The 22,888-nt window shown below is 34.9% G+C and carries 23 protein-coding genes; 4 read left to right on the top strand and 19 right to left on the bottom strand.

Features of this window, described 5'->3' with window-relative positions; all coding sequences use genetic code 11:
* Positions 1–13 precede the first annotated feature (13 nt).
* Positions 14–1,321: an eCIS core domain-containing protein gene (locus DVK85_RS09050; protein ID WP_114678127.1), complete on the top strand. Its 1,308-nt coding sequence runs from the start codon at positions 14–16 to the stop codon at positions 1,319–1,321.
* Positions 1,322–1,329: 8 nt separating this feature from the next.
* Here DVK85_RS09050 and DVK85_RS09045 read toward each other — a convergent pair whose 3' ends face one another.
* From DVK85_RS09045 to DVK85_RS09000, 10 genes are all read right to left on the bottom strand, one after another.
* Positions 1,330–1,620: a chaperone modulator CbpM gene (locus DVK85_RS09045; protein WP_114678126.1), complete on the bottom strand. Its 291-nt coding sequence runs from the start codon at positions 1,618–1,620 to the stop codon at positions 1,330–1,332.
* A 9-nt stretch (positions 1,621–1,629) separates the two neighbouring features.
* On the bottom strand, positions 1,630–2,523 hold the full coding sequence (locus DVK85_RS09040) for a DnaJ C-terminal domain-containing protein (RefSeq protein WP_114678125.1): 894 nt from the start codon (positions 2,521–2,523) through the stop codon (positions 1,630–1,632).
* Between the two features lie 280 nt (positions 2,524–2,803).
* Positions 2,804–4,246, bottom strand: a complete 1,443-nt coding sequence (locus DVK85_RS09035; RefSeq protein ID WP_240339609.1) for a sodium:solute symporter family protein — start codon at positions 4,244–4,246, stop codon at positions 2,804–2,806.
* Between the two features lie 340 nt (positions 4,247–4,586).
* On the bottom strand, positions 4,587–5,024 hold the full coding sequence (locus tag DVK85_RS09030) for a hypothetical protein (RefSeq protein ID WP_114678124.1): 438 nt from the start codon (positions 5,022–5,024) through the stop codon (positions 4,587–4,589).
* A gap of 129 nt (positions 5,025–5,153) precedes the next feature.
* Positions 5,154–6,497, bottom strand: coding sequence for a YHYH protein (locus DVK85_RS09025; protein WP_114678123.1), 1,344 nt, complete (start codon positions 6,495–6,497; stop codon positions 5,154–5,156).
* Positions 6,498–6,564: 67 nt separating this feature from the next.
* Complete coding sequence (locus tag DVK85_RS09020) at positions 6,565–7,587, bottom strand: cytochrome-c peroxidase (protein WP_114678122.1); 1,023 nt, start codon at positions 7,585–7,587, stop codon at positions 6,565–6,567.
* Positions 7,584–8,282 carry an MbnP family protein gene (locus tag DVK85_RS09015; protein ID WP_114678121.1) on the bottom strand — a complete coding sequence of 233 codons (699 nt, stop codon included), beginning with the start codon at positions 8,280–8,282 and terminating at the stop codon, positions 7,584–7,586. The genes DVK85_RS09020 and DVK85_RS09015 overlap by 4 nt, the downstream gene beginning before the upstream one ends.
* Positions 8,275–8,745, bottom strand: coding sequence for a periplasmic heavy metal sensor (locus tag DVK85_RS09010; protein WP_114678120.1), 471 nt, complete (start codon positions 8,743–8,745; stop codon positions 8,275–8,277). The genes DVK85_RS09015 and DVK85_RS09010 overlap by 8 nt, the downstream gene beginning before the upstream one ends.
* Positions 8,746–8,755: 10 nt before the next feature.
* Positions 8,756–9,037 carry a hypothetical protein gene (locus tag DVK85_RS09005; protein ID WP_114678119.1) on the bottom strand — a complete coding sequence of 94 codons (282 nt, stop codon included), beginning with the start codon at positions 9,035–9,037 and terminating at the stop codon, positions 8,756–8,758.
* A 20-nt stretch (positions 9,038–9,057) separates the two neighbouring features.
* Entirely contained in the window at positions 9,058–9,603 is a 546-nt protein-coding gene (locus tag DVK85_RS09000; protein ID WP_114678118.1) for an RNA polymerase sigma factor, read from the bottom strand.
* A 132-nt stretch (positions 9,604–9,735) separates the two neighbouring features.
* Here DVK85_RS09000 and DVK85_RS08995 point away from each other — a divergent pair, with 132 nt between their 5' ends.
* Positions 9,736–10,308 (top strand): pentapeptide repeat-containing protein, encoded by a 573-nt coding sequence (locus DVK85_RS08995; RefSeq protein WP_114678117.1) that lies wholly within the window; start codon positions 9,736–9,738, stop codon positions 10,306–10,308.
* Between the two features lie 143 nt (positions 10,309–10,451).
* On the opposite strand, the gene DVK85_RS08990 is transcribed toward DVK85_RS08995, so the two are convergent.
* The 6 genes from DVK85_RS08990 to glyA all read right to left on the bottom strand — a co-directional run bounded on the left by DVK85_RS08990 (position 10,452) and on the right by glyA (position 16,992).
* Positions 10,452–11,690 (bottom strand): cation:proton antiporter, encoded by a 1,239-nt coding sequence (locus DVK85_RS08990; protein WP_114678116.1) that lies wholly within the window; start codon positions 11,688–11,690, stop codon positions 10,452–10,454.
* Between the two features lie 127 nt (positions 11,691–11,817).
* Positions 11,818–13,284: a magnesium chelatase gene (locus DVK85_RS08985; RefSeq protein ID WP_114678115.1), complete on the bottom strand. Its 1,467-nt coding sequence runs from the start codon at positions 13,282–13,284 to the stop codon at positions 11,818–11,820.
* Between the two features lie 77 nt (positions 13,285–13,361).
* Positions 13,362–14,480 (bottom strand): vWA domain-containing protein, encoded by a 1,119-nt coding sequence (locus DVK85_RS08980; protein WP_114678114.1) that lies wholly within the window; start codon positions 14,478–14,480, stop codon positions 13,362–13,364.
* 59 nt (positions 14,481–14,539) lie between these two features.
* On the bottom strand, positions 14,540–15,001 hold the full coding sequence (locus tag DVK85_RS08975) for a DoxX family protein (RefSeq protein ID WP_114678113.1): 462 nt from the start codon (positions 14,999–15,001) through the stop codon (positions 14,540–14,542).
* A gap of 57 nt (positions 15,002–15,058) precedes the next feature.
* Positions 15,059–15,664, bottom strand: a complete 606-nt coding sequence (locus tag DVK85_RS08970) for a Crp/Fnr family transcriptional regulator (RefSeq protein ID WP_114678112.1) — start codon at positions 15,662–15,664, stop codon at positions 15,059–15,061.
* A gap of 53 nt (positions 15,665–15,717) precedes the next feature.
* Positions 15,718–16,992 carry a serine hydroxymethyltransferase gene (glyA, locus tag DVK85_RS08965; protein WP_114678111.1) on the bottom strand — a complete coding sequence of 425 codons (1,275 nt, stop codon included), beginning with the start codon at positions 16,990–16,992 and terminating at the stop codon, positions 15,718–15,720.
* 109 nt (positions 16,993–17,101) lie between these two features.
* On the opposite strand from glyA, the gene fahA reads away from it, so the two are divergent.
* The gene (fahA, locus tag DVK85_RS08960; protein WP_114678110.1) at positions 17,102–18,388 is read left to right on the top strand and encodes a fumarylacetoacetase; all 1,287 of its coding nucleotides are present in this window, start codon (positions 17,102–17,104) and stop codon (positions 18,386–18,388) included.
* Between the two features lie 61 nt (positions 18,389–18,449).
* Here fahA and smpB read toward each other — a convergent pair whose 3' ends face one another.
* Positions 18,450–18,902 (bottom strand): SsrA-binding protein SmpB, encoded by a 453-nt coding sequence (smpB, locus tag DVK85_RS08955; protein WP_114678109.1) that lies wholly within the window; start codon positions 18,900–18,902, stop codon positions 18,450–18,452.
* Positions 18,903–19,001: 99 nt separating this feature from the next.
* On the opposite strand from smpB, the gene DVK85_RS08950 reads away from it, so the two are divergent.
* Positions 19,002–19,226, top strand: coding sequence for a VF530 family protein (locus DVK85_RS08950; protein WP_114678108.1), 225 nt, complete (start codon positions 19,002–19,004; stop codon positions 19,224–19,226).
* A gap of 22 nt (positions 19,227–19,248) precedes the next feature.
* On the opposite strand, the gene DVK85_RS08945 is transcribed toward DVK85_RS08950, so the two are convergent.
* Positions 19,249–20,100, bottom strand: a complete 852-nt coding sequence (locus DVK85_RS08945; RefSeq protein ID WP_114678107.1) for an aldose 1-epimerase family protein — start codon at positions 20,098–20,100, stop codon at positions 19,249–19,251.
* Between the two features lie 135 nt (positions 20,101–20,235).
* Entirely contained in the window at positions 20,236–22,839 is a 2,604-nt protein-coding gene (clpB, locus tag DVK85_RS08940) for an ATP-dependent chaperone ClpB (RefSeq protein WP_114678106.1), read from the bottom strand.
* Positions 22,840–22,888: the final 49 nt, after the last annotated feature.

Here is a 22,888-nt window from a genome sequence, read left to right as displayed (position 1 = left end):
TATTTAAATAACCATGGAACATAAAGCTGAACATAAAAAAAATAATAGTTTACAAGCTGCTGCACCTGCTCAGAAAAAATCGAAAGCTGTATCACTTGAAGATAACCGACCACAGGCAGTAGCACAAAGAAAACTTACTGAATCGTCATCAAGTACTACTTTTCCAGTCCAATTAAAGCCAAATAATACAGGGCTACCCGACCAACTCAAATCAGGAATAGAAAACCTGTCAGGTCACTCAATGGATGACGTAAAAGTTCATTATAACTCGGGGAAACCTGCGCAGCTAAATGCCCATGCCTATGCACAAGGTACAGATATTCATCTTGCCTCGGGACAAGAAAAACACTTACCTCACGAAGCATGGCACGTAGCACAGCAAAAGCAAGGTCGTGTAAAACCTACCATGCAAATGAAAGGTAAAGTAAACATTAATGATGATAGCGGTTTAGAAAAGGAAGCCGACATTATGGGAGGAAAAGCGTTGCAGATGAAAGAAATAAATACTAACTCAAATTTAAAAATAGGTACTATTGGCTCACAACCTATACAAAGAGCAGGAGTGAAATCAGAGTTAAATAAGGCAGATGGAAACCTTGATATTTTAGCCTATGAGACTGGGGAATCCAAAAAGAATTTGGCTATAGTGAAAGATGCCATTTATAATCGCTACAAACCTCTTGACCCTAACGGAGGAACACATCCTTCGAAAAAGAATCCATTTGCCCCACAAAAAGCCAACAGAATAAAAGACGCTTCAACACCAGCAAAGCATACTTATGCGATGGATTCTGCATCAAGATTGGTACATTGGACAGATACCGCAGTTAATTCCGCAGCACGTATATTAGAAGAACTTGCAGGCACCATGAAAATTGCAGGAGTTGATCATAGTAGTATAAAATTTGGTATAGATACAGACAAAGAACCCGATGTTGCTTTTCATGATACAGCAGGTCGAGTAGCTCTAGAGTCGAAAAGAATAGACTCTGCTGCACAAGGGGCTGTAGATAGTAGTGTTATTTCTGCATCAAGCCAATTACAAAAACGAGATTTATACTCGAAAACCTTACCTCTTTCAGAGCAGTTTGGCGCATATATAGCAAATATTACAGTCGTAAGTCCAGAAAATCCTTGGCCTTATACCCCTAAAGCCTATGAAAAAGCAGAAACTAAAGGTTTTTCCGACTTTGATGCCGTTTTAGAAGATCGATTAGATAAATATAAAGAAAAAGGAAAAGCAGTAATACCTATAACCTATCAAGTCAAATTACATCGCTCTGGCAATGTAATTGTTGAACGCACATTAAATATAAACTAAAATCACACTTATTCATATACAGAAAGTTTTCCTTTTAGTAAACTAATTTCTTTTTGCATCGTTTCAATTTTTTGCAACAAGTGTAATACCGCATCAAGCCCTTCTGCATTTATGTGAAGTTCATTATGCAATCGTACTATCTTCTCAACCTCAGATAATTGATGAGCAGGTATATATCTTTCGGTCTCAATTTGCTCGAACTCTATTAGGTTAAACTCATGAAGGGCATCTACAAACGAAACCTCAACATTATAATGCTGACAAATAACGGTTACGGGTATAAAATCCTGATTATCCATACTACTGCTTTATTTAGAAAGTTCTTTCAGTTCGGTAAATAATTCTTTTTGTTTATCGGTAAGATTGGTAGGTATTAACACATTATAAGTGATATATAAATCGCCAAATTTGCCTTCTTTTTTATATAATGGGAAGCCCTTACCTTTTAATCTAACCTTTGTATTGTTTTGGGTTTCGGGAGCTACTTTAAGTTTTATAGTACCGTTATCTATGGTAGTAATCGTGATTTCATCGCCTAAAACAGCCGTATAAAGATCTATATTTTTAGTAGTATACAAGTCATTACCTACCCGCTTAAAAGTATCTGTATTGGCTACAGAGAAAGTAATGTAAAGGTCACCGTTAGGACCTCCATTTCTACCAGGACTACCTTGCCCTGCCAGTTTAATAACTTGTCCATCCTCTACGCCTGCGGGTATAGTTATTCGTATATTTTTACCATTTACTGTAAATGTTTGTTTATGGGTAGTATACGCTTCTTTTAATGTAAGATTTAACCCTGCATTAAAATCCTGTCCTTTAAACTGAACATTGCCACCACTGCGCCTGCCCTGTCCGCCAAACATTGATTCAAAGAAGCTAGAAAAATCTTCTCCTTCAAATTGAGTACCTCCACCAGAAGAGTATTGTCTTTGTTGCTGCTGTTGCGACTGTTGGTATTTTTCATATTCCTCGCCGCGCTCCCAGTCTTTGCCATACTTGTCATACTTCGCTTTCTTTTCGGGGTCGCTTAGTACTTCATTGGCTTCATTAAGCTGCTGAAATTTTTTATTAGCATCTTTATCATCAGGGTTTAAATCAGGATGTAACTTACGTGCTTTTTTACGGTAAGCATTCTTTATTTGTTCTGCTGTAGCTTTTTTATCTACACCCAAAACTTTGTAGTAATCAATAAAACTCATAGTTTATTAAAGTAACTTTTTATTACCTTAAAGATACTCAATCTGAGCTTTATAAACAAAGGTTTGTGAGTGATTAACAGCTTATACTTTTACGTAACAAATGTTACTGTACAGAATATAAATATGCTATATTTTTACTATCTCAAATAGTATTCTCATGGAAAAAATAATTTTTGGAGTTATATTACTCCATCTTATTGCAGGTTTTGGATGGGCAGTTTATAAGCTTGGTTTTCAAAAGAAAAAAGATAACGATAAAGAATAATACTCTTATAAAATGCTAAGCAGTAACCTTATTTTTACCCGATGCAGATTGGAAGATAGCAAATGCTAAAGCCGATACTGCTATACCAAAAAAGTTAGCATCAAGTCCATAAGGCAATTTAACTTGGGTAAGTATTAATACCAGTGTAGTAGTTCCTCCGCCTATCATGGCTGCCATAGCAGCTTTTGCTGATGGTTTTTTGAGTAATAAAGTACCTAATACAGGTACTAATAGCCCCGATACCATAAAGGCATAAGAGTACAACATCAGTTCCAGTACATTTTGCATATGAGTAGCAAGTAGTACGGCAACAACACCTATAATCAGGGTTATTACTTGCGAATTTTTAATGGTATCATATTTTCTTTTGCTTTTAAAAAAGCCTAAAATATCGGTAGAAAAATTACCAGATGCAGCCATAAGACAACTATCAGCCGTAGACATAATTGCCGAAAAGTAAGCCGATAACATTAAGCCCATTAAACCTATCGGTAATATGCTTCGTAAAAATAACGGCAAACCTAACTCAGAGTCCATAGGAACACCAGGAGCATAGCCTATATCGGTAAACATACCTTGTTCATACCCTACTCTGGCAAAAAGCCCTAAAGCAATTCCCATAAAAGCCATTATAGGCCATTCAAATAACCCTGCTATACGCCAAGCTTTTTTGGCAGTAGCTTCATCTTTACAAGCATATATTCTTTGATACAGCGTCATTCCTACAAACCAAATGGGTACAATAGTGATAAGCCAGTTAAAAAACTGTACAAACGTAATATTAGTAAGTGACATAAAGCTATCGGGTAATGTATTACTAATAGCCTCCCAACCACCTATGTGTATATACCCTAAAGGAATACCTATGCCTATAAGTCCTGCCATAAGGATAATCCATTGTATCGTATCGGTATAAATAACTGCCTTAATACCTCCTATAGCCGTATATATTATGGCAATAACCCCCATTATTAAAATGGCATTTATAATAGAGATAGAAGGAAAGGTAGCCGAGGCTAGTTTTGCTCCTGCAAGTATTTGCGAACTGGTAAAGCCTATATACCCTACTAATGATATAATACCTGCTACCAATGCTACTTTGGTATTATAATGAAATGCCAGCGACTGCGGAAATGTGAGGAATTTATGCTCTTTTGCAATTGGGTATATTTTAGGTATTAAAAATACAGCACTTATCCATGCACCTAGTAATCCTGTAAATAACATCCAGCTACCCGAAAGTCCCATGATAAAACCAAGTCCGCCAAGTCCTATAGAAAATCCACCTCCTACATCGGTAGCTACTACTGATAAACCTATATGACCTGCCGACATCCCTCTGCCTCCTACATAATAATCTTCTTTAGATTTATTTCGTTTCATGAAGTAGAAACCCACCCCAAGCATTATTACCAAATAAACAATAAATATTAAGAGATCGACAATGTGAATTTCCATATCAGGTTTTTAGATTAGTAATAAATTTATACAGTAAAAATTAATAAGCAATTAATATCCAAAAACAGATACTTATTGCTTTACTGTATATCAAAATAAATGTATATCACTGCCGAATCGCAGTAAAAGAATTAGTCCAAAAAAATCGTAAGATTATAAAAGATATGACATCTTGTATTGAACTAAAAAGGGCTAATGCCTTAAAAACATTTGTATTGAAGCAAATATATAAAAGTTATACTGCTCCTACTATATTTTTTAAGGATAATACATAATATATAAAACCCATTCCGCAAGATTACGCAATGGGTTTTAAACATCCAAGATATACTTAATTACCTTATTTATATGCTTTATATACGTTTATTTCATAACTATACTTTCCTAGAAACAGATGCAATGTAGAGCCATCTGGAGAATACCAAGCCAAATTAACCTTAGCCTTTTGATCTTGTATAGCATCATTTAATTGCTGAGCAGAATTATTTTTCAACCCCTGAACTTCTACATTATTGTATTCATCGGGTCTATCTATAGAAAGTTCATTTTTAACCAACATTTGCTCTATTATATTAACCGCATCCTCAATTCCTTTAGGTGTTTGCGGAAACTTCATAGTAACATCATTAGTACCTTCATGTAGTAACCAGTTGTAATATACTGCATTTTTAGGATTAAACTTACCTTCTATTTCTAATCCTGCCGATCCAAAAGACTGTGCTTGTAACGTTAATGCTGTGAATAGAAATAGTATAATAAAGTTTACTTTCGATTTCATAATAGTTAAGTTTATATGTTTATTATTAGATAGTTACTAAGTTACCTATTTTACAGGCAAACTTTTATAAATAAATCCTAAAACATATATAACATAATTATTACCTCTAGCGAATAGTATAGAATACTACTATTTTTTTATAATTACTTTATATGATTTACTATTTGTACCACTAGAAACTTTTATAAAATATACACCATCATATACTGTATCTATCTCTAAGTTACATAATGTACTACCCTGCACTATTTGCGATGATTTTACTACCTGTCCTAGCTCATTAATTAGCGCTACTTTTCTACTAAAACCTTCTGCCATTGGAGCTTGTATTGTTATAAACTCACTAGACGGGTTGGGGTAAATTAATATATTCAAGTCTTTGTCTTCAATAGTTCCCACTCTTAATGTTGATTCATAAACTGTAGTATCTTCTCCTATAGTTGTAACATTTTCAGTAACAACATTACCGTAAAAAGTAGGTCCTACTGCATAAGGGTACGCCGAATTATAATTTTCATCTACAGTACAAAAATAAGCATACGTGCCTTCAGGATATTCTGGTGTTACACAAAATCTACCATTATGCTCGTCAAGATAACTATCATCATCGTTATGCGCTACATACTGATAATCTTCTCTAAAATAGCCATTAAAATAAGTTTCATCTACATCTGGACCATTAGCTCTAGTGGTGTTTTCACTTAGTTCATAACTCGATTTAATACGTGTTATATCACCTGTACCATCGGCATTTGCATACCCCATCGCCCCATAAATAGGAAAACCATCATAAGCAAAACCGATTAACGGCGAATGCACTGAAGGATTAATAACATACAATCCATCAGCAGGATAAGTATCACATATATTTGATATTTCAACCAAATCTAAATTAAAAGCACTTGGATTTTGATGATGATGATAATTACCCATTGCAGGATGTGCTTTAGCACAATCAAAACCTGCATTTTCGGCAGGTATAGCATCTCTATTCCAGTCATTTTCCGTCATAGGTCCTCCAGGACATGGTGGGTTACCCGGTCCTCCACAAATTGAATTGGTATTAGGGTTCCACGCTACACCATCTCTATAATCAAACAAGGAAACACCATTAATAAAAACACCTATATTACCAGCTGTAGTAGCTGTAGGTGTACCCGTATTTTGTGTTGGGGTTAAAGGAAATTTATATATAGCATTCTGATCAGTAGCCAAAGATGGATTTCCGTCCATAAAAGGTCCTGTAATGTAGGCAGGAATACCTGTAGCCGATACATATACCCAGTCGTCAGAGTACTGAACAATTTGTACATTAGCTTCAACAGCATCGTCAATAGGAGTAGAATTTCCTTCTACATAATGACGACCTGTAATTCCTGTAGTATTTTGAATCCACGATGTTATTACAGGGTTAGTTTGTGCTTGCACGACAATGCAAAAAAGAAGTGTAAATAAATAGAATGCTCTTTTCATGTTATTGGGATATTTAAGTTAGCTTATATAGTTAGACGCTATAACAAATAAATTCCTGCACTTTTTTTTAATAATTTCCTCTCGGGTAAGAAAAATCAGGATTATAAAGAAATTCTTTATCGGTAAGTGTCTTTAAAAAAGCTACTAAATCTACTCTATCATTAGAAGTTAATTTCATAGGTGTAGCTAATTTATTAGATAACGTAGTAGTGTGGTGTATACCCGAATTGTAATGCTTTATTACTTCGGTAAGTGTTGCAAACCTACCATCGTGCATATAGGGGTAGGTAAACTGTACATTGCGAAGTGTTGGTACTTTAAATTTTAATGAATCTTCTATCTTACGAGTAATAGCCATACGCCCCATATCCATAAAATAAGGGTCGGGTTTTAGACCATTATTCTCATAACCGTTATTTGTAAAAAGTGGTTCTGTATGGCACGAAGCACAATTTTGTTTAAATAGCCTATAACCGTTTTCTTCCTGAGCCGTAAATACTTCTTCTCCCCGTTGTACCTTATCATATTTACTATTACTGGTAGTTAGCATTACTAAAAATTGCGAAATAGACTTTAGTACCTTTTGTCCTGTTACTGTATTAGTGCCATAGGCTTCGCTAAATAACTTTTGATAGTTTTCACTCTTTTGTAGTTTTCGCACCACATTTTCGAGTGTTTCATCCATCTCTACTGGGTTCGTTATGGGACTTAGTGCTTGCACGTCTAAATGGTTTACACCACCGTCCCACATAAAAGTTTTACTCCATGCAAGATTCATTAATACTAAAGAATTTCGTGTACCTACTTTACCTTCGATGCCATGGCTTACATCATGGTCTACATGAGTAAAACCTGTAGCTTGCAAATGGCAACTAGCGCAAGATATAGTGCTATCTCGCGAAAGTATAGGGTCATAAAATAATTGTCTACCTAAAGTAAGTTTTTCTTCGGTAAGTTTATTGTTTTTAAAATCATAATGTGGTGTCTCCCAACCTTCGGGTATTTCAAAATAGATTTCGGAGCTGTTTTTAAAAGATAGAAAACAACACAACAGTAATAACGAAAATACTATTTTAAAAAATCGTTTCATTGAAGTGAAAACATTTTACCTGTTAGATCGGCTATTAACATGGCTTTAGTGCCAGGAATCATTATGCTATTATTTTCTTTTAAGTTTATTTCGTTAAAAAATATACTCAAATCTACTTTAATCGAAATACTATCATTAGTACTCTTGCTAACAGGTATAGTAACTACTCGCAAGGCATTTTCTTTAGGCAGGTAACCCCCAATATGAAACATGAACTTATTTTTTCGGGTTTGGCAACTATTGCTCTTACCTTCAACTTTCATATTGATATAACCACTTTGCCATGCCCAATACATACCATTGGCGGGGTCGAGTGCACCGCCTAATGCTCCCGAAACATTTGCAAGACTATCTACACCTACGTTAAAAGTAATTTGTGCTATCTGTTTTCTTGATAAACTGGCAATATTAAACTGTAAACTTTCTGGTTTATTAATATCCAAAAGCCATGCTTTTTTTTGTTGCGATATTGTCTTATCGGTATATGTAACTTTTACATCAGATATATAAAACCGAAGCACATCTATACTAAGTGTATCTTTTTTTGCAGAAATATATTTGTTTTGTATTTTTAACTCTTCTTTACCAAATACAGGCTTGATGTTTACTATAATAGAGTCTGCTTGCTGAAAAGCAAAGCACTTACTTATTACCAGACAAAAAAGCATCATCATTATATATACCTGTTTACTCATGCCTTCTTAGTTCTTTTGGTGGAGCAAACAGTTTTGGTAATTCTCTTGTTAACTCGTTATAAGCAGCTAACTGGTCTTGATGGCAAATAGCTTTTATTGTTACAAAATGATTAAAGTGCATTAATTCAACTTTTTTCTGATTTGCTGCAACTATCTGTATAAGACTATCTCTTTTCTCTTCGTTATATGGTGTTGCCAAAAGGCTATATAACTTATGTTTATTTTCTCTTATTTTTTTATCAATCTCACTTATTTCTTTCTGGTGTTTCGTAATTTCAATTTCATAGTTGCGCTGTTGCTCTTCATCAAAATGTAATTTTTTTATTATAATATCTTTAGGTTCATTTATTCGCCCTTCAGGTAGATGTGGATGATTTTCTTTCATAAAAATAAAACCTAGTGTGGCTATGTTAAGTAGTATTAAAATAATAATAACGATACTTAATAATGTTGTCTTCTTCATTTTTTTCTAATTAATAAAGCTGATTATTAACATAAAGTGGTGATTGGCTACTGGCTGCTGTACTTGTAATTTGAGTTTCCTCTTTATCAACAATTTTTCTTATTGTTATTATATTCAAAGTAGCTAAAAGTAAAATACTCGAAGCTGCCATCCATATTGTTTGTTGTGGTACTCGTGCTTCCTTATTATATAGTTTAGCCTGTATTATATCATACATACCTTCATGAGGGGTTATCTTTCTTATCCCCTCGGTACTATTCATTACTGCTGCTATCCATTTTCCCTTTTCCATATTATTTTAGACGCTATTATTTATTTTTTCCTGCGGTACTCTTCAAAATTTTCTCCTAATTTTTGCTGCAATCCTTTTTTTGCCCTTACAAGCAACGATTCTATAGCACCTATACTCAACTCCATAACCTCAGCTATTTCGGGATTACTAAGCCCATCAATTTTAGATAATATAAAAGCTGTTTTCTGATTTTCGGGCAAGGTATTTATTGTTTTAAATAAGAGTATTGATTTTTCTTTATTTTCGAGTAATATACCAGGGTGTTCAAAATTAGAAAAATTGTTATACTCATGTTCTGAATTGCTTTTTTTTCCGAAAACAAAAAAACGTTTTTTACTATTTCTTCGTTTTATAAAATCAAGGCACTGGTTTACAGTTATGCGATATATCCAGGTTTTAAGCGCAGCATTACCTTTAAATTTATTTAAAGACTCATGTACTTTTACAAATACATCTTGAGTAACTTCTTCGGCATCTTCTATACTAAACAAATAAGTAAGCGCAAGGTTATAGACCAATAACCTATGCTCATTATATATTTCTTTAAAGTTATTTTGTTTAGACACCTGAGTAATAAATTTTACTGTACATCCGCAATATCCGAAAAAAGTTTAACAATAATTACAGAATACTCTTTATATGATAAGCTAAATAAAATAACTTTAAACAAAATTGTAACTTGCCCAAAACTATTTTTCATGTCATCAAGTTATATTATAGGGGTTGAAATAACCGATAAAATTTTTTTCGAAGATGAAATTATGTATCACGATTTTGAACGGTGTACTTTTATTAACTGCGATTTATCTAACTGTAATTATTTAGGAACGGCTTTCATTGATAGCGATTTTATCAATTGTAACTTTATAGAAGCAAAAGTAAATTATGTATCATTTCGCGATGTACAGTTTACAGGCTGTAATTTTACAGGTGTCAATTTTTCTATGTGTGATTCCTTGCTATTTCGTTTCAATTTTGAAGATTGTATTCTAGATTATGCTAAGTTTTATACCTTAAAATTAAAAGGTACATTTTTTAATAATTGTAGTCTTATTGCTGTCGATTTTATGGAAACCGACCTAACAGAGGCTGTTTTTGCCAATTGTAACATGCATCAAACAGTATTCTCTAATACTATTGCCAATAAAACCGACTTTACTACTAGCTACAACTTTACTATTGATCCTGAGGAGAATAAACTTAAAAAAGCTAAATTTTCGGTAGAAGGGTTAAAAGGACTACTCACAAAATATGATATTGTAGTAAAGTAAATGTAAATTTCATATCAAACTATTCAGATATTAGTGTATCTTTGCAGCTCGTTACTGACCATGTTATGGGTCTTTAACGTTAAAGACCAGGGGGCTCCACCTCTGGTCTTTTTTATTTTATATACTTCTGCTTTAATTGTAATTTACTTTTTAGAAAGTTTTTCGGCTACCTTACCTATAGATAACCCTTGTACCAAAATACTAAACACTACACAGGCATAAGTAGCTCCTATTAATATTAATTTATTTTCGCTATCGGGTATAGAAAGTACTAAGGCTATAGACAAGCCACCACGCAAGCCTCCCCACACTATAATTTTGGCTTCACTATTGGTAAACTTTATAAAGCGCGGAAATACAAGCTTAGGAAAATAAACTATTATAATACGTGCTAATAGTACTATAAATATACTTAATATGGCAACCAATATATAAATCGATTCAAAATCGATAACTACCATAACAAAGGCAATACTAATAAATAATATAGCATTAAGCACTACATCTACAAGCTCCCAAAACTTAGTCACATATTCTTGAGTACGGTCGCTCATGGCTTTTTCTTTTTTATAATTGCCTACTAAAAGCCCCATAATTACCATAGCTAATGCTCCTGAAAGGTGTAATAGCGAACTTATTGCATAGCCAGACATAACAAAAGCAACTGTTAGTAATACTTCTGTTTCATAATCATCTATAGATTTTAAAAGTTTGTGCAAAGCAAAACCTAATAATAAGCCAAAAGCCATACCTCCAACAGCTTCTTGCAGGAATAACATCCCGAAGTGCCCAAAATCTATCTCACTTTTTCCTAATTTAAGTGTTTCCAATAATGCTATAAACACAACTACACCTACACCATCATTAAATAATGACTCCCCTACAATAGTCGATTCTATTTTCTTAGAAACACCAGCTTTGGTTAATATCCCTAATACTGCAATAGGATCTGTAGGCGATATTAACGCCCCAAATATAAGACAGTGCAGTAAATCGATATTTATACCCAGTAAATGGCATACTCCATAAAACAACCCTGCAATAATTATGGTTGAAGACAACACACCACCAATAGCAAACAACGATATAGGGCGCAATTGCGACTTAATATTAGCCCATGATGTATGCAATGCTCCCGCAAATAGTAAGAAACCTAACATAATATCGAGTATAAAACTACTAATATCTATATGCTCTAGTGTATCTTTAATTTCTACATAATGTACTAAATCCCACCACTTTGTACTAAGTATTACTAAAGAGAGTATACTTGACAGAAAGAAAAGCCCAATTACAAAAGGCATTTTTATAAACCTATGATTTATATAAGAGAATCCTGCCGAAAGGCTTATGAGTATTATGAGTAAATGATATGCGTTCATCGTTATTTATAAATATATATACCCTAAAGTTAAATGAATTTAAAGTAATAAAGATAATGTATTCCTTAATAGCTGAAATAAAAAATCCCTCGAAAGAGGGATTTTACGTGCTATGAACTATAACAATTTATAAATTCTTGCTTATGTAACTACCATAAATATCTTTAAACTCATACCCTTCGGTATAACGGTCTTTACTCAATTTTTTATATTCAGCAAGCCCCCACAATACAAACTCTTTAAGGAAATACTTATCTGCATCGGTTGTATCGGGTTGGTATTTCATTAATAATTGCTTTAATGGTATAATAGCATCCAGTGCTTTTTGATATTCAGCATCAGTAGCATCATCAGGCAATTCAAAAGTACTCTCGTTAAAGAACCAGTCAAAAATATCCTGATACGGGCTTACCTCATTAGATCGTTCTAACTTCTCTATTTTCGGAAAATAATCTCCAAATACCGTTTTTACAGCATTACTAATTAAATGTTCGGCAACTACTGCTGCCCCCTCCTGTTCTCCTTCATATACCAATTCTACCTTACCTGTAATCGCTGGTATAACTCCCATAAAGTCAGATAAACGTACTGTGGTTTTCTCTATTCCTGATTTTAAGGCACGTCTTTCGGCTGTACTTAGCAAGTTTTCAAATGCTGTAATACTCATACGTGCACTCACTCCACTTTTATAATCGATATATTCGCTTTCACGTGCTTCAAAACCTATTTGTTCTAATAAGTCTTTTGCTAATGATGGTACATAAACACTATCGCTTTGGCGAGTGTCAAGGTTAGCTTCCTGTTCGGTAATGGTACGGGCTATTTTTACCGTTTCAGGATAATGTGTTAATATCTGCGAACCAATACGGTCTTTTAATGGTGTTACTATACTACCCCTGTTAGTATAGTCTTCAGGGTTAGCTGTAAACACAAACTGAAGGTCTAAATTCAATCGTACTTTAAAACCACGTATTTGTATATCGCCTTCTTGCAATATATTGAATAATGCTACTTGTATGCGTGCTTGCAAATCAGGCAACTCATTAATCACGAATATACAACGGTTAGCACGCGGTATCATCCCGTAGTGAATAACCCTATCATCTGCATACGATAGTTTTAGGTTTGCTGCTTTTATAGGGTCTATATCTCCTATCAGGTCGGCAACCGTAACATCGGGTGTGGCTAGTTTTTCATAAAAACGTTCATCTCTATGCAACCAACTAATTGGGGTATCATCGTCTTTATCAGCAATTAGTTCTTTTGCATAGCGTGATATTGGGTGCAAAGGATCATCATTAATTTCCGAACCTTCTACTACGGGTATATATTCATCTAATAAGTTTACCATAAGGCGAGCCAAGCGTGTTTTTGCCTGTCCTCTAAGCCCTAATAAATTAATGTTATGACGGGATAATATAGCGCGTTCTAGTTCGGGTATTACTGTGTTCTCAAATCCCCATACACCCTCAAAAACGGTTTCGCCTTTGCTTATTTTATCACGTAGGTTATTCCGTAGCTCATCTTTAATGGTTTTGCTCTCGTATCCTGCTTTTTTTAAATCTCCTAATGTTTTTATATTCTGTACATCCATGTGTTTAGTCCTAAAGTTTAAAAGTCGGAAGTTATAAAGTACTCCCTATATTATATCTATTATCTATCGTCTTAATTCTACTTAATCCTCTTCTTTCTATTGGTTTCATAATCTTCAAAAATCATTTCACCCAGTCCTTTTAATCCTGTATAAAATGCTTTCCCCTGATTAGCTTCTGTAAACTGGTTTACAAATCGTTGCAAATAGGGATCACTAGCTATCATAAAGGTGGTAATAGGTATGTGCAACTTTCTTGCCTGCGCTGCCATGGTATAACATTTATCTACAATATATTCATCCAGTCCGTTGCTGTTCATGTAATACCTGCCATCGCTTTCGCGAACGCAGCTTGGCTTACCATCGGTAATCATAAATATTTGCTTGTTGGTATTACGTTTACGGCGCAGCATATCCATAGCAAGTTCTAGCCCTGCTACCGTATTAGTATGGTAAGGTCCTACTTGCAAATAAGGTAAGTCTTTAATGGCAATGGGCCACGCATCATTACCAAAAACTAATATATCGAGTGTATCTTTCGGGTATCGCGTCGTTATCAGTTCGGCAAGTGCCATCGCTACTTTTTTGGCAGGTGTTATACGGTCTTCGCCATAGAGTATCATACTGTGACTAATATCTATCATTAACACCGTACTCATTTGTGACTTGTATTGGGCATCTTCTACCACCAAATCATCTTCTGTAAGTTTAAAGTCGCCTATGCCATTGTTTATTTGGGCATTCTTTAAACTTTCGGTAAGCGATATTCTATCTAGTCCATCGCCAAAGCGGTACTCACGAAACTCACCTGTATGCTCATCGCCACTACCAGAATGTTTTGTTTTATGATTACCTGAACCACTTTTCTTTAAATTCCCGAAAATTTGCTTTAAAGCCTGTTGCCGAATCGATCGTTCTGTTTTTGCCGTTATTTTTAGTCCGCCAGTACCATCTTCTTTGGTTTCATCTTTTATATAGCCTTTCTTTTTCAGGTCTTCTATAAAATCATCAATGGTATAATTTTCATCAGTAAGTTTATATTCTTTGTCCAACTCTCTTAGCCAGTCCAACGCCTCATCAAGGTCGCCCGAAGTATGTGTTATCAGTTCGGTAAAAATCTCAAATAGTTTATCAAACGGAGACACATCGGGAGCTTTATATTGACTAAATACAAATCCTTTTTTTCTGTTTGCTTCCATGACTATAAATTTACAACATAATAAAGCGAACAGATTTAAAACAAATCTTAAAGTTTGTCTTAAAAAAACCTAACTCTTAAAGCAAAAATAAGTGTCCATACAATAAGAAAAAGCTGCATAGGTATTCTAAACCAAAGGTAAAGCAATCCTTTTCCGTCATAACTTGCTGTTTCATAGTTTACATGTTTTATAGCAGCATATATATTAAAAGGTAATGATAGTATTAAAAATATTATAAAAATTATCCCCGCTGCATAGCGGTACTTAGGGAATAAAAATGCTATAGCTAGCAAGATTTCTAAAAAACCCGTACTATAAATTATAAAACGCTTAGCAGGTATAAAATCAGGAAGCATAAGTGCCATACCTGACGTAAATTTAAAATGCCCTATAGCAGTAAGCAGTAACATGCAGCACAATGCTATTGTGCCACTTTTAACATATTGATATTCTGTAGTGAAAATTTTAAATATTCCTGTTGCTAATAAAAATGTAAGTAGTAATACAAAAAGAGGTTTCATAAGGTATAATTTTAAAGCAAAAGTAATTACATCCTTATTTTTTTAAAATGACCTATGTTAGCTTTTTACATACATTTTTCTAATACGGCTTAAACTTTCAGGATGTATTCCTAAATAAGAAGATATATGTTTTACAGATATTGATTTAACTACTCTTGGGTTTCTTTTTAATAATTTATTATAACGTTCTTCGGCAGTAAGCGAAAGTAAATCCATCTCTTTTTTTAAACGGTGTGTATACTGCATTTCGGCAATTTTTCTACCTACGTTACTAATTTTTAATGAACTGCTGTAATAGCTTGTTAACTGTTTGTATGGTAATGCTATTATACTGGTGCTTTCTATAATTTCTACTGATACAACACTTGGCATACCTGTAATAATAGAATAAAATGCTGAAACGAGTTCTCCATCAAAATGAAAATCTACAGTAAACTCTTTACCATTATGAGTAAAATAATTACGAGTTATACCTTTCTCTATATAATATATAGTATTAGCTGTTTCACCCTGCTTTATTATATAGTCTCCTTTATTGTAGTCTTTAAAAGTTAAATATTGAGTAAAAGTATTCCACTCATCATCATCAAGAGGGTTAATGGAGTATACTAATTGTTTTAACTTATCTAAATTATCCATATATAAGAAATAAAAAGTTCTCATAACATATGCTATGAGAACTCTAAATTTAATTTAAATTTTACAGAATTACTGTACTAAAAAACAAAAATAGGACGTTCGCCCATCATGTCATTTACTTCATTAGCTACTGCCTCTATAACTTCTTCGTTGGTATGATCCATAATAACTCTATCAATAAGAGCTACTATAGTATCCATATCCGCTTCTACAAGTCCACGTGTAGTAACTGCAGCAGTACCTACACGAATACCCGATGTTACAAATGGTGACTTATCGTCAAACGGAACCATGTTTTTGTTTACTGTTATCTCTGCTTTTACTAAAGCATTCTCTGCTTCTTTACCCGAAACATTTTTATTTCTAAGGTCTATTAGCATCATGTGGTTATCTGTACCACCAGAGATTAAATCGTAACCTCTTTTTACAAATGCTGCCGCCATAGCCTTAGCATTTTTTTGTACCTGCATCATATAGTTAAAAAACTCATCTTGCAACGCTTCACCAAATGCTACAGCCTTAGCAGCGATAATATGCTCTAAAGGTCCGCCTTGATTACCTGGAAAAACACCTGAATCTAATAATGACGACATCATGCGTACAGTTCCTTTTGGTGTTTTTAGTCCAAATGGGTTTTCAAAATCTTTACCCATAAGTATCATACCTCCTCTTGGTCCTCTAAGGGTTTTATGGGTGGTTGTAGTAATAATGTGGCAATGTGGCACAGGGTCGTTAAGTAAACCTTTGGCAATAAGCCCAGCAGGGTGCGATATATCTGCTAGTAATATAGCTCCTACACTATCAGCAATTTCTCTAAAACGTTTAAAGTCCATATCACGTGAGTATGCCGATGCTCCTGCAATTATCATTTTTGGTTTTTCAACCTCAGCTATCTCTTGTATTTTATCATAGTTAAGTCTTCCTGTTTCTTTTTCTACACCATAAAAAGAGGTGGTATATAATTTTCCAGAAAAATTTACAGGAGAACCATGGGTTAAATGCCCTCCATGAGAAAGGTCGAAACCTAAAATTTTATCACCTGGTGAAAGGCAAGCGTGGTAAACAGCAGTATTTGCCTGCGAACCAGAGTGCGGCTGTACATTCACATATTCTGCTCCAAAAAGTGCTTTTGCTCTGTCTATAGCTATTTGCTCTATAACATCCACTACTTCACATCCTCCGTAATACCTCTTGCCAGGGTAACCCTCAGCATATTTATTAGTTAGTACAGAACCTGCAGCTTCCAAAACTTGGTCGCTCACAAAATTTTCTGATGCAATTAGTTCCAATCCTTGTATTTGCCTGTCCTGTTCTTCAAGTATCAGGTCGAAAATTTGTTCGTCGCGTTGCATTTTATAATTTTTCGTTAATTTGCTGTCAAAAATACAAAAAAAGGTTGGGTAAAACCATTCAGGAAAGTATATTTGATAATTCATAAATCTCAAACAAGAAACTAAAGATATGCCACTAACAGCAAACGACCCATCCAGAAAATCCTGGCTGGAAGTGCCAAAAAACAGCGACTTCCCAATACAAAACATTCCTTTTGGAGTATTTATAACTAAAGATGATGTAGTAACTATAGGTACACGTATAGGCAACTATGCTATAGATCTAGGCGCTTTACAACAGCTAAACTACTTTGAAGGTATTGAACTAACAGATGATATGTTCATGCAGGATACGCTTAATGACTTTATATCTGATGGTAAAAAGACATGGCGACTGGTACGTAACCGCATCGCAGATCTTTTTGATGCTGATAATGCTAAACTAAGAGACAATGTAAAACATCGTGAGATTGTAATTTTTGACCTTGCCGATGTAGAAATGCAACTACCTGTACTTATTGGCGATTATACTGACTTTTACTCTAGTAGAGAACATGCTACTAATGTAGGTAAAATGTTTCGTGACCCAGATAATGCTTTATTACCAAACTGGTTACATATACCTGTAGGATATCATGGTAGATCATCTACTATAGTACCATCGGGCATACCAATACATAGACCTAACGGACAAACTTTACCTTCTGGAGAGACACAACCTGTTTTTGGTCCTTCTAAGCGTGTAGATTTTGAACTTGAAATGGGTTTCATTACTACTGATGCTAACATAATGGGAGAAGCTATTCCTGTAGGAGAAGCTGAGGAACATATTTTTGGTATGGTATTGTTTAACGACTGGAGCGCACGCGACATTCAGAAATGGGAATATGTGCCACTAGGACCATTCCTTGCTAAAAACTTCGCATCATCTATGTCACCATGGATAGTAACACTAGATGCGTTAGAGCCTTTCCGTACAGAAAGCCCTGTACAAGAAGACCCTAAACCTTTAGAGTACCTGCAACAAGAAGGTAAACATGCTTTTGATATAAAACTACAAGTGGCATTACAACCAGAAGGTGGAGAAGAAAATGTTATTTCTAACTCTAACTTTAAATATATGTACTGGAGTATGTCGCAGCAACTGGCGCACCACACTGTAAATGGTTGTCGTGTAAATAGTGGCGACCTTATGGGTAGTGGTACTATATCAGGCCCTACTCCTGATAGTTTCGGTTCTATGCTGGAGCTTAGCTGGGGTGGTAAAAATCCTCTTACATTAAGCGATGGCACAGAGCGTACTTTTATAAACGATGGCGACACCGTTATTATGCGCGGTTATTGCCAAAATGATGAAGTACGTATAGGATTTGGCGAAGTAAGCAGTAAGTTACTTCCTCCTTTCAAGAAAAAATAAATTTACTATATACTAAATAGTAGTCAAAACAAAGCCTCTCAATATTGAGAGGCTTTGTTGTTTAAAATGCTTTCTTTATCCTGTCGAGATCTCGTTTTGTATCGCGTTCTTTCATCGTTTCGCGCTTATCATAGTTTTTCTTACCACGACAAAGTCCTATTTCTAATTTTGCTAAACCTTTTTCGTTAGTAAAAAGGCGTAAGGGTATAATTGTCAGCCCTTTATTTTGTACACTTTTTAAAAGACTCTTCAATTCTTTTTTGTTTAACAGTAGCTTACGCTCACTCTTTGGCGCATGACTAAAGTTTCTGCTATAGGCATACATTTCTATATTTGTGTTTATTGCAAATAGTTCATGTTCATGAAATTCGCAAAAACTTTCGGCAATAGATGCCTTCCCCAAACGAATCGATTTTATTTCAGATCCGGCGAGTACTATACCTGCGGTATATTTATCCAGAACTTCATATTCAAATCTGGCTTTTCTGTTTAGTATGTTTACTGTTTTCTGCATAAGGAGTGCAAAGTTACGTAATTTGTTTAAAGTGTCAATACACTATAGCTTATATGTACTATTACCACATACTTGCTATTATTTTTTTACTTTTACAGCATGGAAAAACCTATATCTAATGACCCACTACATGGGGTTACCTTAAAAAAGATTCTCGAAGACCTTGTTGCTTATTATGGTTTCGATACGCTTGGTGAACTTATCAATATTAAATGTTTTAATGATAACCCGAGCATAAAGTCTAGTCTTACTTTTTTAAGAAAAACCGAATGGGCACGCAAAAAAGTAGAAGAACTTTACATTCGTACCCTGCCTAAGTTATAAAAAGATAATTTAAAATTTAGGACTAAAGTATCTCAATACTAAAACCTTTTTTAATTTTAGTACTTTTTTCTAATACTATTACGCCTTCTTTCTTATAAAGATTTCCATTACTGGTTGTACTATCAGCATAACCCTGCCAAGGCTCTATACACAGAAAAGGAGCATTTGGTTTTGTCCACAGTCCTAAGTGTGGGAAATCGGGAAATGAAACTCTTAGAAAAGGTGTATTGTTTTTATTGATATTAATATATTTTGACTCTATTTTTTTAAATACTAAAGCATCATTTTCGAAAAGGTCATATTGCAATGGTAATTTTTCATCGTGCAAAGCGACAGGAACTTCGGTAGCTGAAAGTAAATCATTTTGAAGTTGTGTGCTTACAAGCTGTTCATCTTTTTCGAATTGCAGACTATACTCTTCAAAATTGCCTTGTAACGCAAAAGCAGGATGCGCCCCTATCGAAAAAGGCATCACTTCGCTACCATTATTATTCACTATATAATCTATATGCAAACGATTTGCTATAAGTGTATATTTTAGCTGTAATTCAAAATCAAACGGATACTTTTCTTTAGTCTCTGCATTCGCAACCAGTGAAAAAGTTGCGCTATCATCAAGCTGTTCTTTTACGGTAAAAACCATATCACGGGCAAAGCCATGACGAGATAATGTATAAGATTTATCATTGTATGTATAACTATTATCTTTTAATGTACCTACAATAGGAAAAAGTACTGGTGAGTGCTTACCCCAAAACTCAGGATTGCCTTCCCACATATACTCTGTTCCTTTATTATCTTTTAAAGAGACCAATTCAGCACCCTTTGGGTTAATAGATGCTGACAGATTCGCGTTTGATAGTATTATATTCAAGATTATCGCTTTATTAGTTTGTTTATAAAAATACAGATTTTTGAATAACTAATCATTGCTTTACTGTTACCAATAACAAAAAAATCCCCCGCAATATGCGGAGGATTTTATTTATAAGAATCAAGAGTATTATTTTTACTCTTCTAAACTATTTTGATTTCTAAAAACCAAATGACCATCAAAGCTATCTAGCAATATAATACTATCGGTAGTTACCTCTGCCGAAAGTATTTGTTTAGAAAGCTCATTCATAACTTCTTTTTGTATTACACGTTTTACAGGACGCGCACCAAAGTCAGGGTCATAACCTTTTTTAGTAAGGTAATCAATCGCCTCGGGTGTAGCATCGAGCGTAATGTTTTGCTGAGCTAATAGCTTGGTAACACCTTTTAGCTGTAAGCCTACTATTTCTTTAATATTATCGGCACTAAGTGGTGTAAACATCACAATATCATCAATACGGTTTATAAACTCAGGACGTACCGTTTGTTTTAGCAATCCTAGTACTTCTACTTTAGCTGCCTCGGTAGCTGCTTCTACATCACCTTTAAGTGTGTCAAACTTCTCCTGTATTATGGCACTCCCCATGTTAGAAGTCATAATAATAATGGTATTCTTAAAATCGGCAAGACGACCTTTATTATCTGTTAAACGACCTTCATCAAGTACCTGTAACAATATGTTAAACGTATCAGGATGCGCTTTTTCAATCTCATCTAGCAATACTACTGAATACGGTTTACGTCTCACAGCTTCAGTAAGCTGTCCGCCTTCATCATACCCTACATACCCTGGAGGTGCACCCACTAATCGGCTCACGCTGTGGCGCTCTTGGTATTCGCTCATATCAATACGAGTCATGGCATTTTCATCATCAAAAAGATAAGATGCAAGTGCTTTAGCAAGCTCTGTTTTACCTACACCCGTAGTACCCAAGAATAAGAATGAACCTATTGGCTTATTCTGATCTTGCAATCCGGCACGGCTACGTCTTACGGCATCGCTCACTGCTTGTATAGCTTCTTCCTGCCCTACTACACGTTTATGTAGCTCATCTCCTAATTTTAGCAGTTTTTCACGATCGCTTTGCAACATCTTGGTTACAGGAATCCCTGTCCATTTAGCAACGACCTCAGCAATATCTTCGGCAGTAACTTCTTCTTTTATAAGGCTGTGTCCTGTTTGGTTTTCTTGCAATTGCTGCTGCATTGCATCCAGCGTTTCCTGTGCTTCTTTTATCTTACCATAGCGCAACTCAGCTACTTTACCATAGTCGCCTTCGCGTTCGGCTTTCTCGGCTTCCATTTTATAATTTTCAATATCACTTTTGGCAGCCTGTATATTATCTACAACATCTTTTTCACTTTTCCAACGTGCATATACTTCGTTACGCTCTTCTTTTAAATTGGCAATTTCTAACCCTAAAGATTTGAGTTTGACTTCATCTTTTTCACGTTTAATAGCCTCTATTTCAATTTCGAGCTGCATTATTTTTCTGTCTAATACATCTAATTCTTCGGGTTTAGAGTTTATTTCCATACGAATTTTAGAAGCTGCTTCATCCATCAAGTCAATAGCTTTATCGGGTAAAAAACGATTGGTAATATAACGTTGCGAAAGTTCTACCGCTGCTATAATAGCATCATCTTTTATACGTACTTGGTGATGTGTCTCATATTTTTCTTTAATACCTCGCAGTATAGAAATAGCGCTCTCAGTATCGGGTTCATCTACAATTACTTTTTGGAAACGTCTTTCGAGCGCTTTATCTTTTTCAAAATATTTTTGATACTCATCTAGCGTAGTTGCCCCAATAGCACGGAGTTCACCACGTGCCAGTGCTGGCTTTAATATATTAGCGGCATCCATAGCACCATCGCCACCACCTGCTCCTACAAGCGTATGTATTTCATCAATAAAAAGCACGATATCACCTTCGGCAGAGGTTACTTCTTTCACTACCGATTTTAATCGTTCTTCAAATTCTCCTTTGTATTTTGCACCTGCTATAAGCGCCCCCATATCTAGCGAGTAAACTACTTTGTTTTTTAAATTTTCGGGCACATCACCTTGAATGATACGGTGTGCCAAGCCTTCGGCAATAGCCGTTTTACCTACCCCTGGCTCCCCTACAAGCATAGGGTTATTTTTTGTTCTTCGGGAAAGAATTTGCAACACACGACGGATTTCTTCATCACGACCTATTACAGGGTCGAGTTTACCATCATTGGCAAATTGATTTAAGTTTTTAGCATATTTATTCAATGCATTATAGGTTTCCTCAGCACTTGCCGATGTTACTCGTTCGCCTTTTCGCAACTCATCAATAGCTGCTTTCAGTCCTTTATCTGTAACGCCTTGATCTTTTAATATTTGGGCTACTTTGCTTTTGCTGTTAAAAATAGCCCGTAACAAATGCTCAGTAGAGACAAACTCATCGTTCATTTTCCTGGCAATGTTCGAAGCTTCATTCAATGCATTACTTGCATCACGCGAAAGTGCTATTTCTCCTCCCTGTTCTTTTGGAAAACTTTGCAAAGTACTGTCTAGGATTTGCTGAAAAAGATTTACGTTTACATTGAGTTTTTTAAGTATAAACGGAGTCACATTTTCATCTACCTCTAGTAGTGCTTTTACAATGTGTTCGTTCTCTATTTGCTGGTGTCCATAGCTTTGGGTTATTTGTTGTGCCCGCTGAATGGCTTCTTGCGATTTTATAGTAAAATTGTTAAAGTTCATATCTAATTTTGTTTAAATTTGATAACTATAGTTCAATTTACATTCCAAT

This window comes from Flavobacterium arcticum, assembly GCF_003344925.1.
GTDB lineage: Bacteria > Bacteroidota > Bacteroidia > Flavobacteriales > Flavobacteriaceae > Flavobacterium > Flavobacterium arcticum.
This window is presented reverse-complemented; position numbering and strand designations above follow the sequence as displayed.

What these genes read in the sequence shown, in the direction of transcription:
- DVK85_RS09050 (WP_114678127.1), top strand. Translation starts at nt 14, where the DNA reads ATGGAACATAAAGCTGAACATAAAAAAAATAATAGTTTACAAGCTGCT.
- DVK85_RS09045 (WP_114678126.1), bottom strand. Translation starts at nt 1,620, where the DNA reads ATGGATAATCAGGATTTTATACCCGTAACCGTTATTTGTCAGCATTAT.
- DVK85_RS09040 (WP_114678125.1), bottom strand. Translation starts at nt 2,523, where the DNA reads ATGAGTTTTATTGATTACTACAAAGTTTTGGGTGTAGATAAAAAAGCT.
- DVK85_RS09035 (WP_240339609.1), bottom strand. Translation starts at nt 4,246, where the DNA reads ATGGAAATTCACATTGTCGATCTCTTAATATTTATTGTTTATTTGGTA.
- DVK85_RS09030 (WP_114678124.1), bottom strand. Translation starts at nt 5,024, where the DNA reads ATGAAATCGAAAGTAAACTTTATTATACTATTTCTATTCACAGCATTA.
- DVK85_RS09025 (WP_114678123.1), bottom strand. Translation starts at nt 6,497, where the DNA reads ATGAAAAGAGCATTCTATTTATTTACACTTCTTTTTTGCATTGTCGTG.
- DVK85_RS09020 (WP_114678122.1), bottom strand. Translation starts at nt 7,587, where the DNA reads ATGAAACGATTTTTTAAAATAGTATTTTCGTTATTACTGTTGTGTTGT.
- DVK85_RS09015 (WP_114678121.1), bottom strand. Translation starts at nt 8,282, where the DNA reads ATGAGTAAACAGGTATATATAATGATGATGCTTTTTTGTCTGGTAATA.
- DVK85_RS09010 (WP_114678120.1), bottom strand. Translation starts at nt 8,745, where the DNA reads ATGAAGAAGACAACATTATTAAGTATCGTTATTATTATTTTAATACTA.
- DVK85_RS09005 (WP_114678119.1), bottom strand. Translation starts at nt 9,037, where the DNA reads ATGGAAAAGGGAAAATGGATAGCAGCAGTAATGAATAGTACCGAGGGG.
- DVK85_RS08995 (WP_114678117.1), top strand. Translation starts at nt 9,736, where the DNA reads ATGTCATCAAGTTATATTATAGGGGTTGAAATAACCGATAAAATTTTT.
- DVK85_RS08990 (WP_114678116.1), bottom strand. Translation starts at nt 11,690, where the DNA reads ATGAACGCATATCATTTACTCATAATACTCATAAGCCTTTCGGCAGGA.
- DVK85_RS08985 (WP_114678115.1), bottom strand. Translation starts at nt 13,284, where the DNA reads ATGGATGTACAGAATATAAAAACATTAGGAGATTTAAAAAAAGCAGGA.
- DVK85_RS08980 (WP_114678114.1), bottom strand. Translation starts at nt 14,480, where the DNA reads ATGGAAGCAAACAGAAAAAAAGGATTTGTATTTAGTCAATATAAAGCT.
- DVK85_RS08975 (WP_114678113.1), bottom strand. Translation starts at nt 15,001, where the DNA reads ATGAAACCTCTTTTTGTATTACTACTTACATTTTTATTAGCAACAGGA.
- DVK85_RS08970 (WP_114678112.1), bottom strand. Translation starts at nt 15,664, where the DNA reads ATGAGAACTTTTTATTTCTTATATATGGATAATTTAGATAAGTTAAAA.
- glyA (WP_114678111.1), bottom strand. Translation starts at nt 16,992, where the DNA reads ATGCAACGCGACGAACAAATTTTCGACCTGATACTTGAAGAACAGGAC.
- fahA (WP_114678110.1), top strand. Translation starts at nt 17,102, where the DNA reads ATGCCACTAACAGCAAACGACCCATCCAGAAAATCCTGGCTGGAAGTG.
- smpB (WP_114678109.1), bottom strand. Translation starts at nt 18,902, where the DNA reads ATGCAGAAAACAGTAAACATACTAAACAGAAAAGCCAGATTTGAATAT.
- DVK85_RS08950 (WP_114678108.1), top strand. Translation starts at nt 19,002, where the DNA reads ATGGAAAAACCTATATCTAATGACCCACTACATGGGGTTACCTTAAAA.
- clpB (WP_114678106.1), bottom strand. Translation starts at nt 22,839, where the DNA reads ATGAACTTTAACAATTTTACTATAAAATCGCAAGAAGCCATTCAGCGG.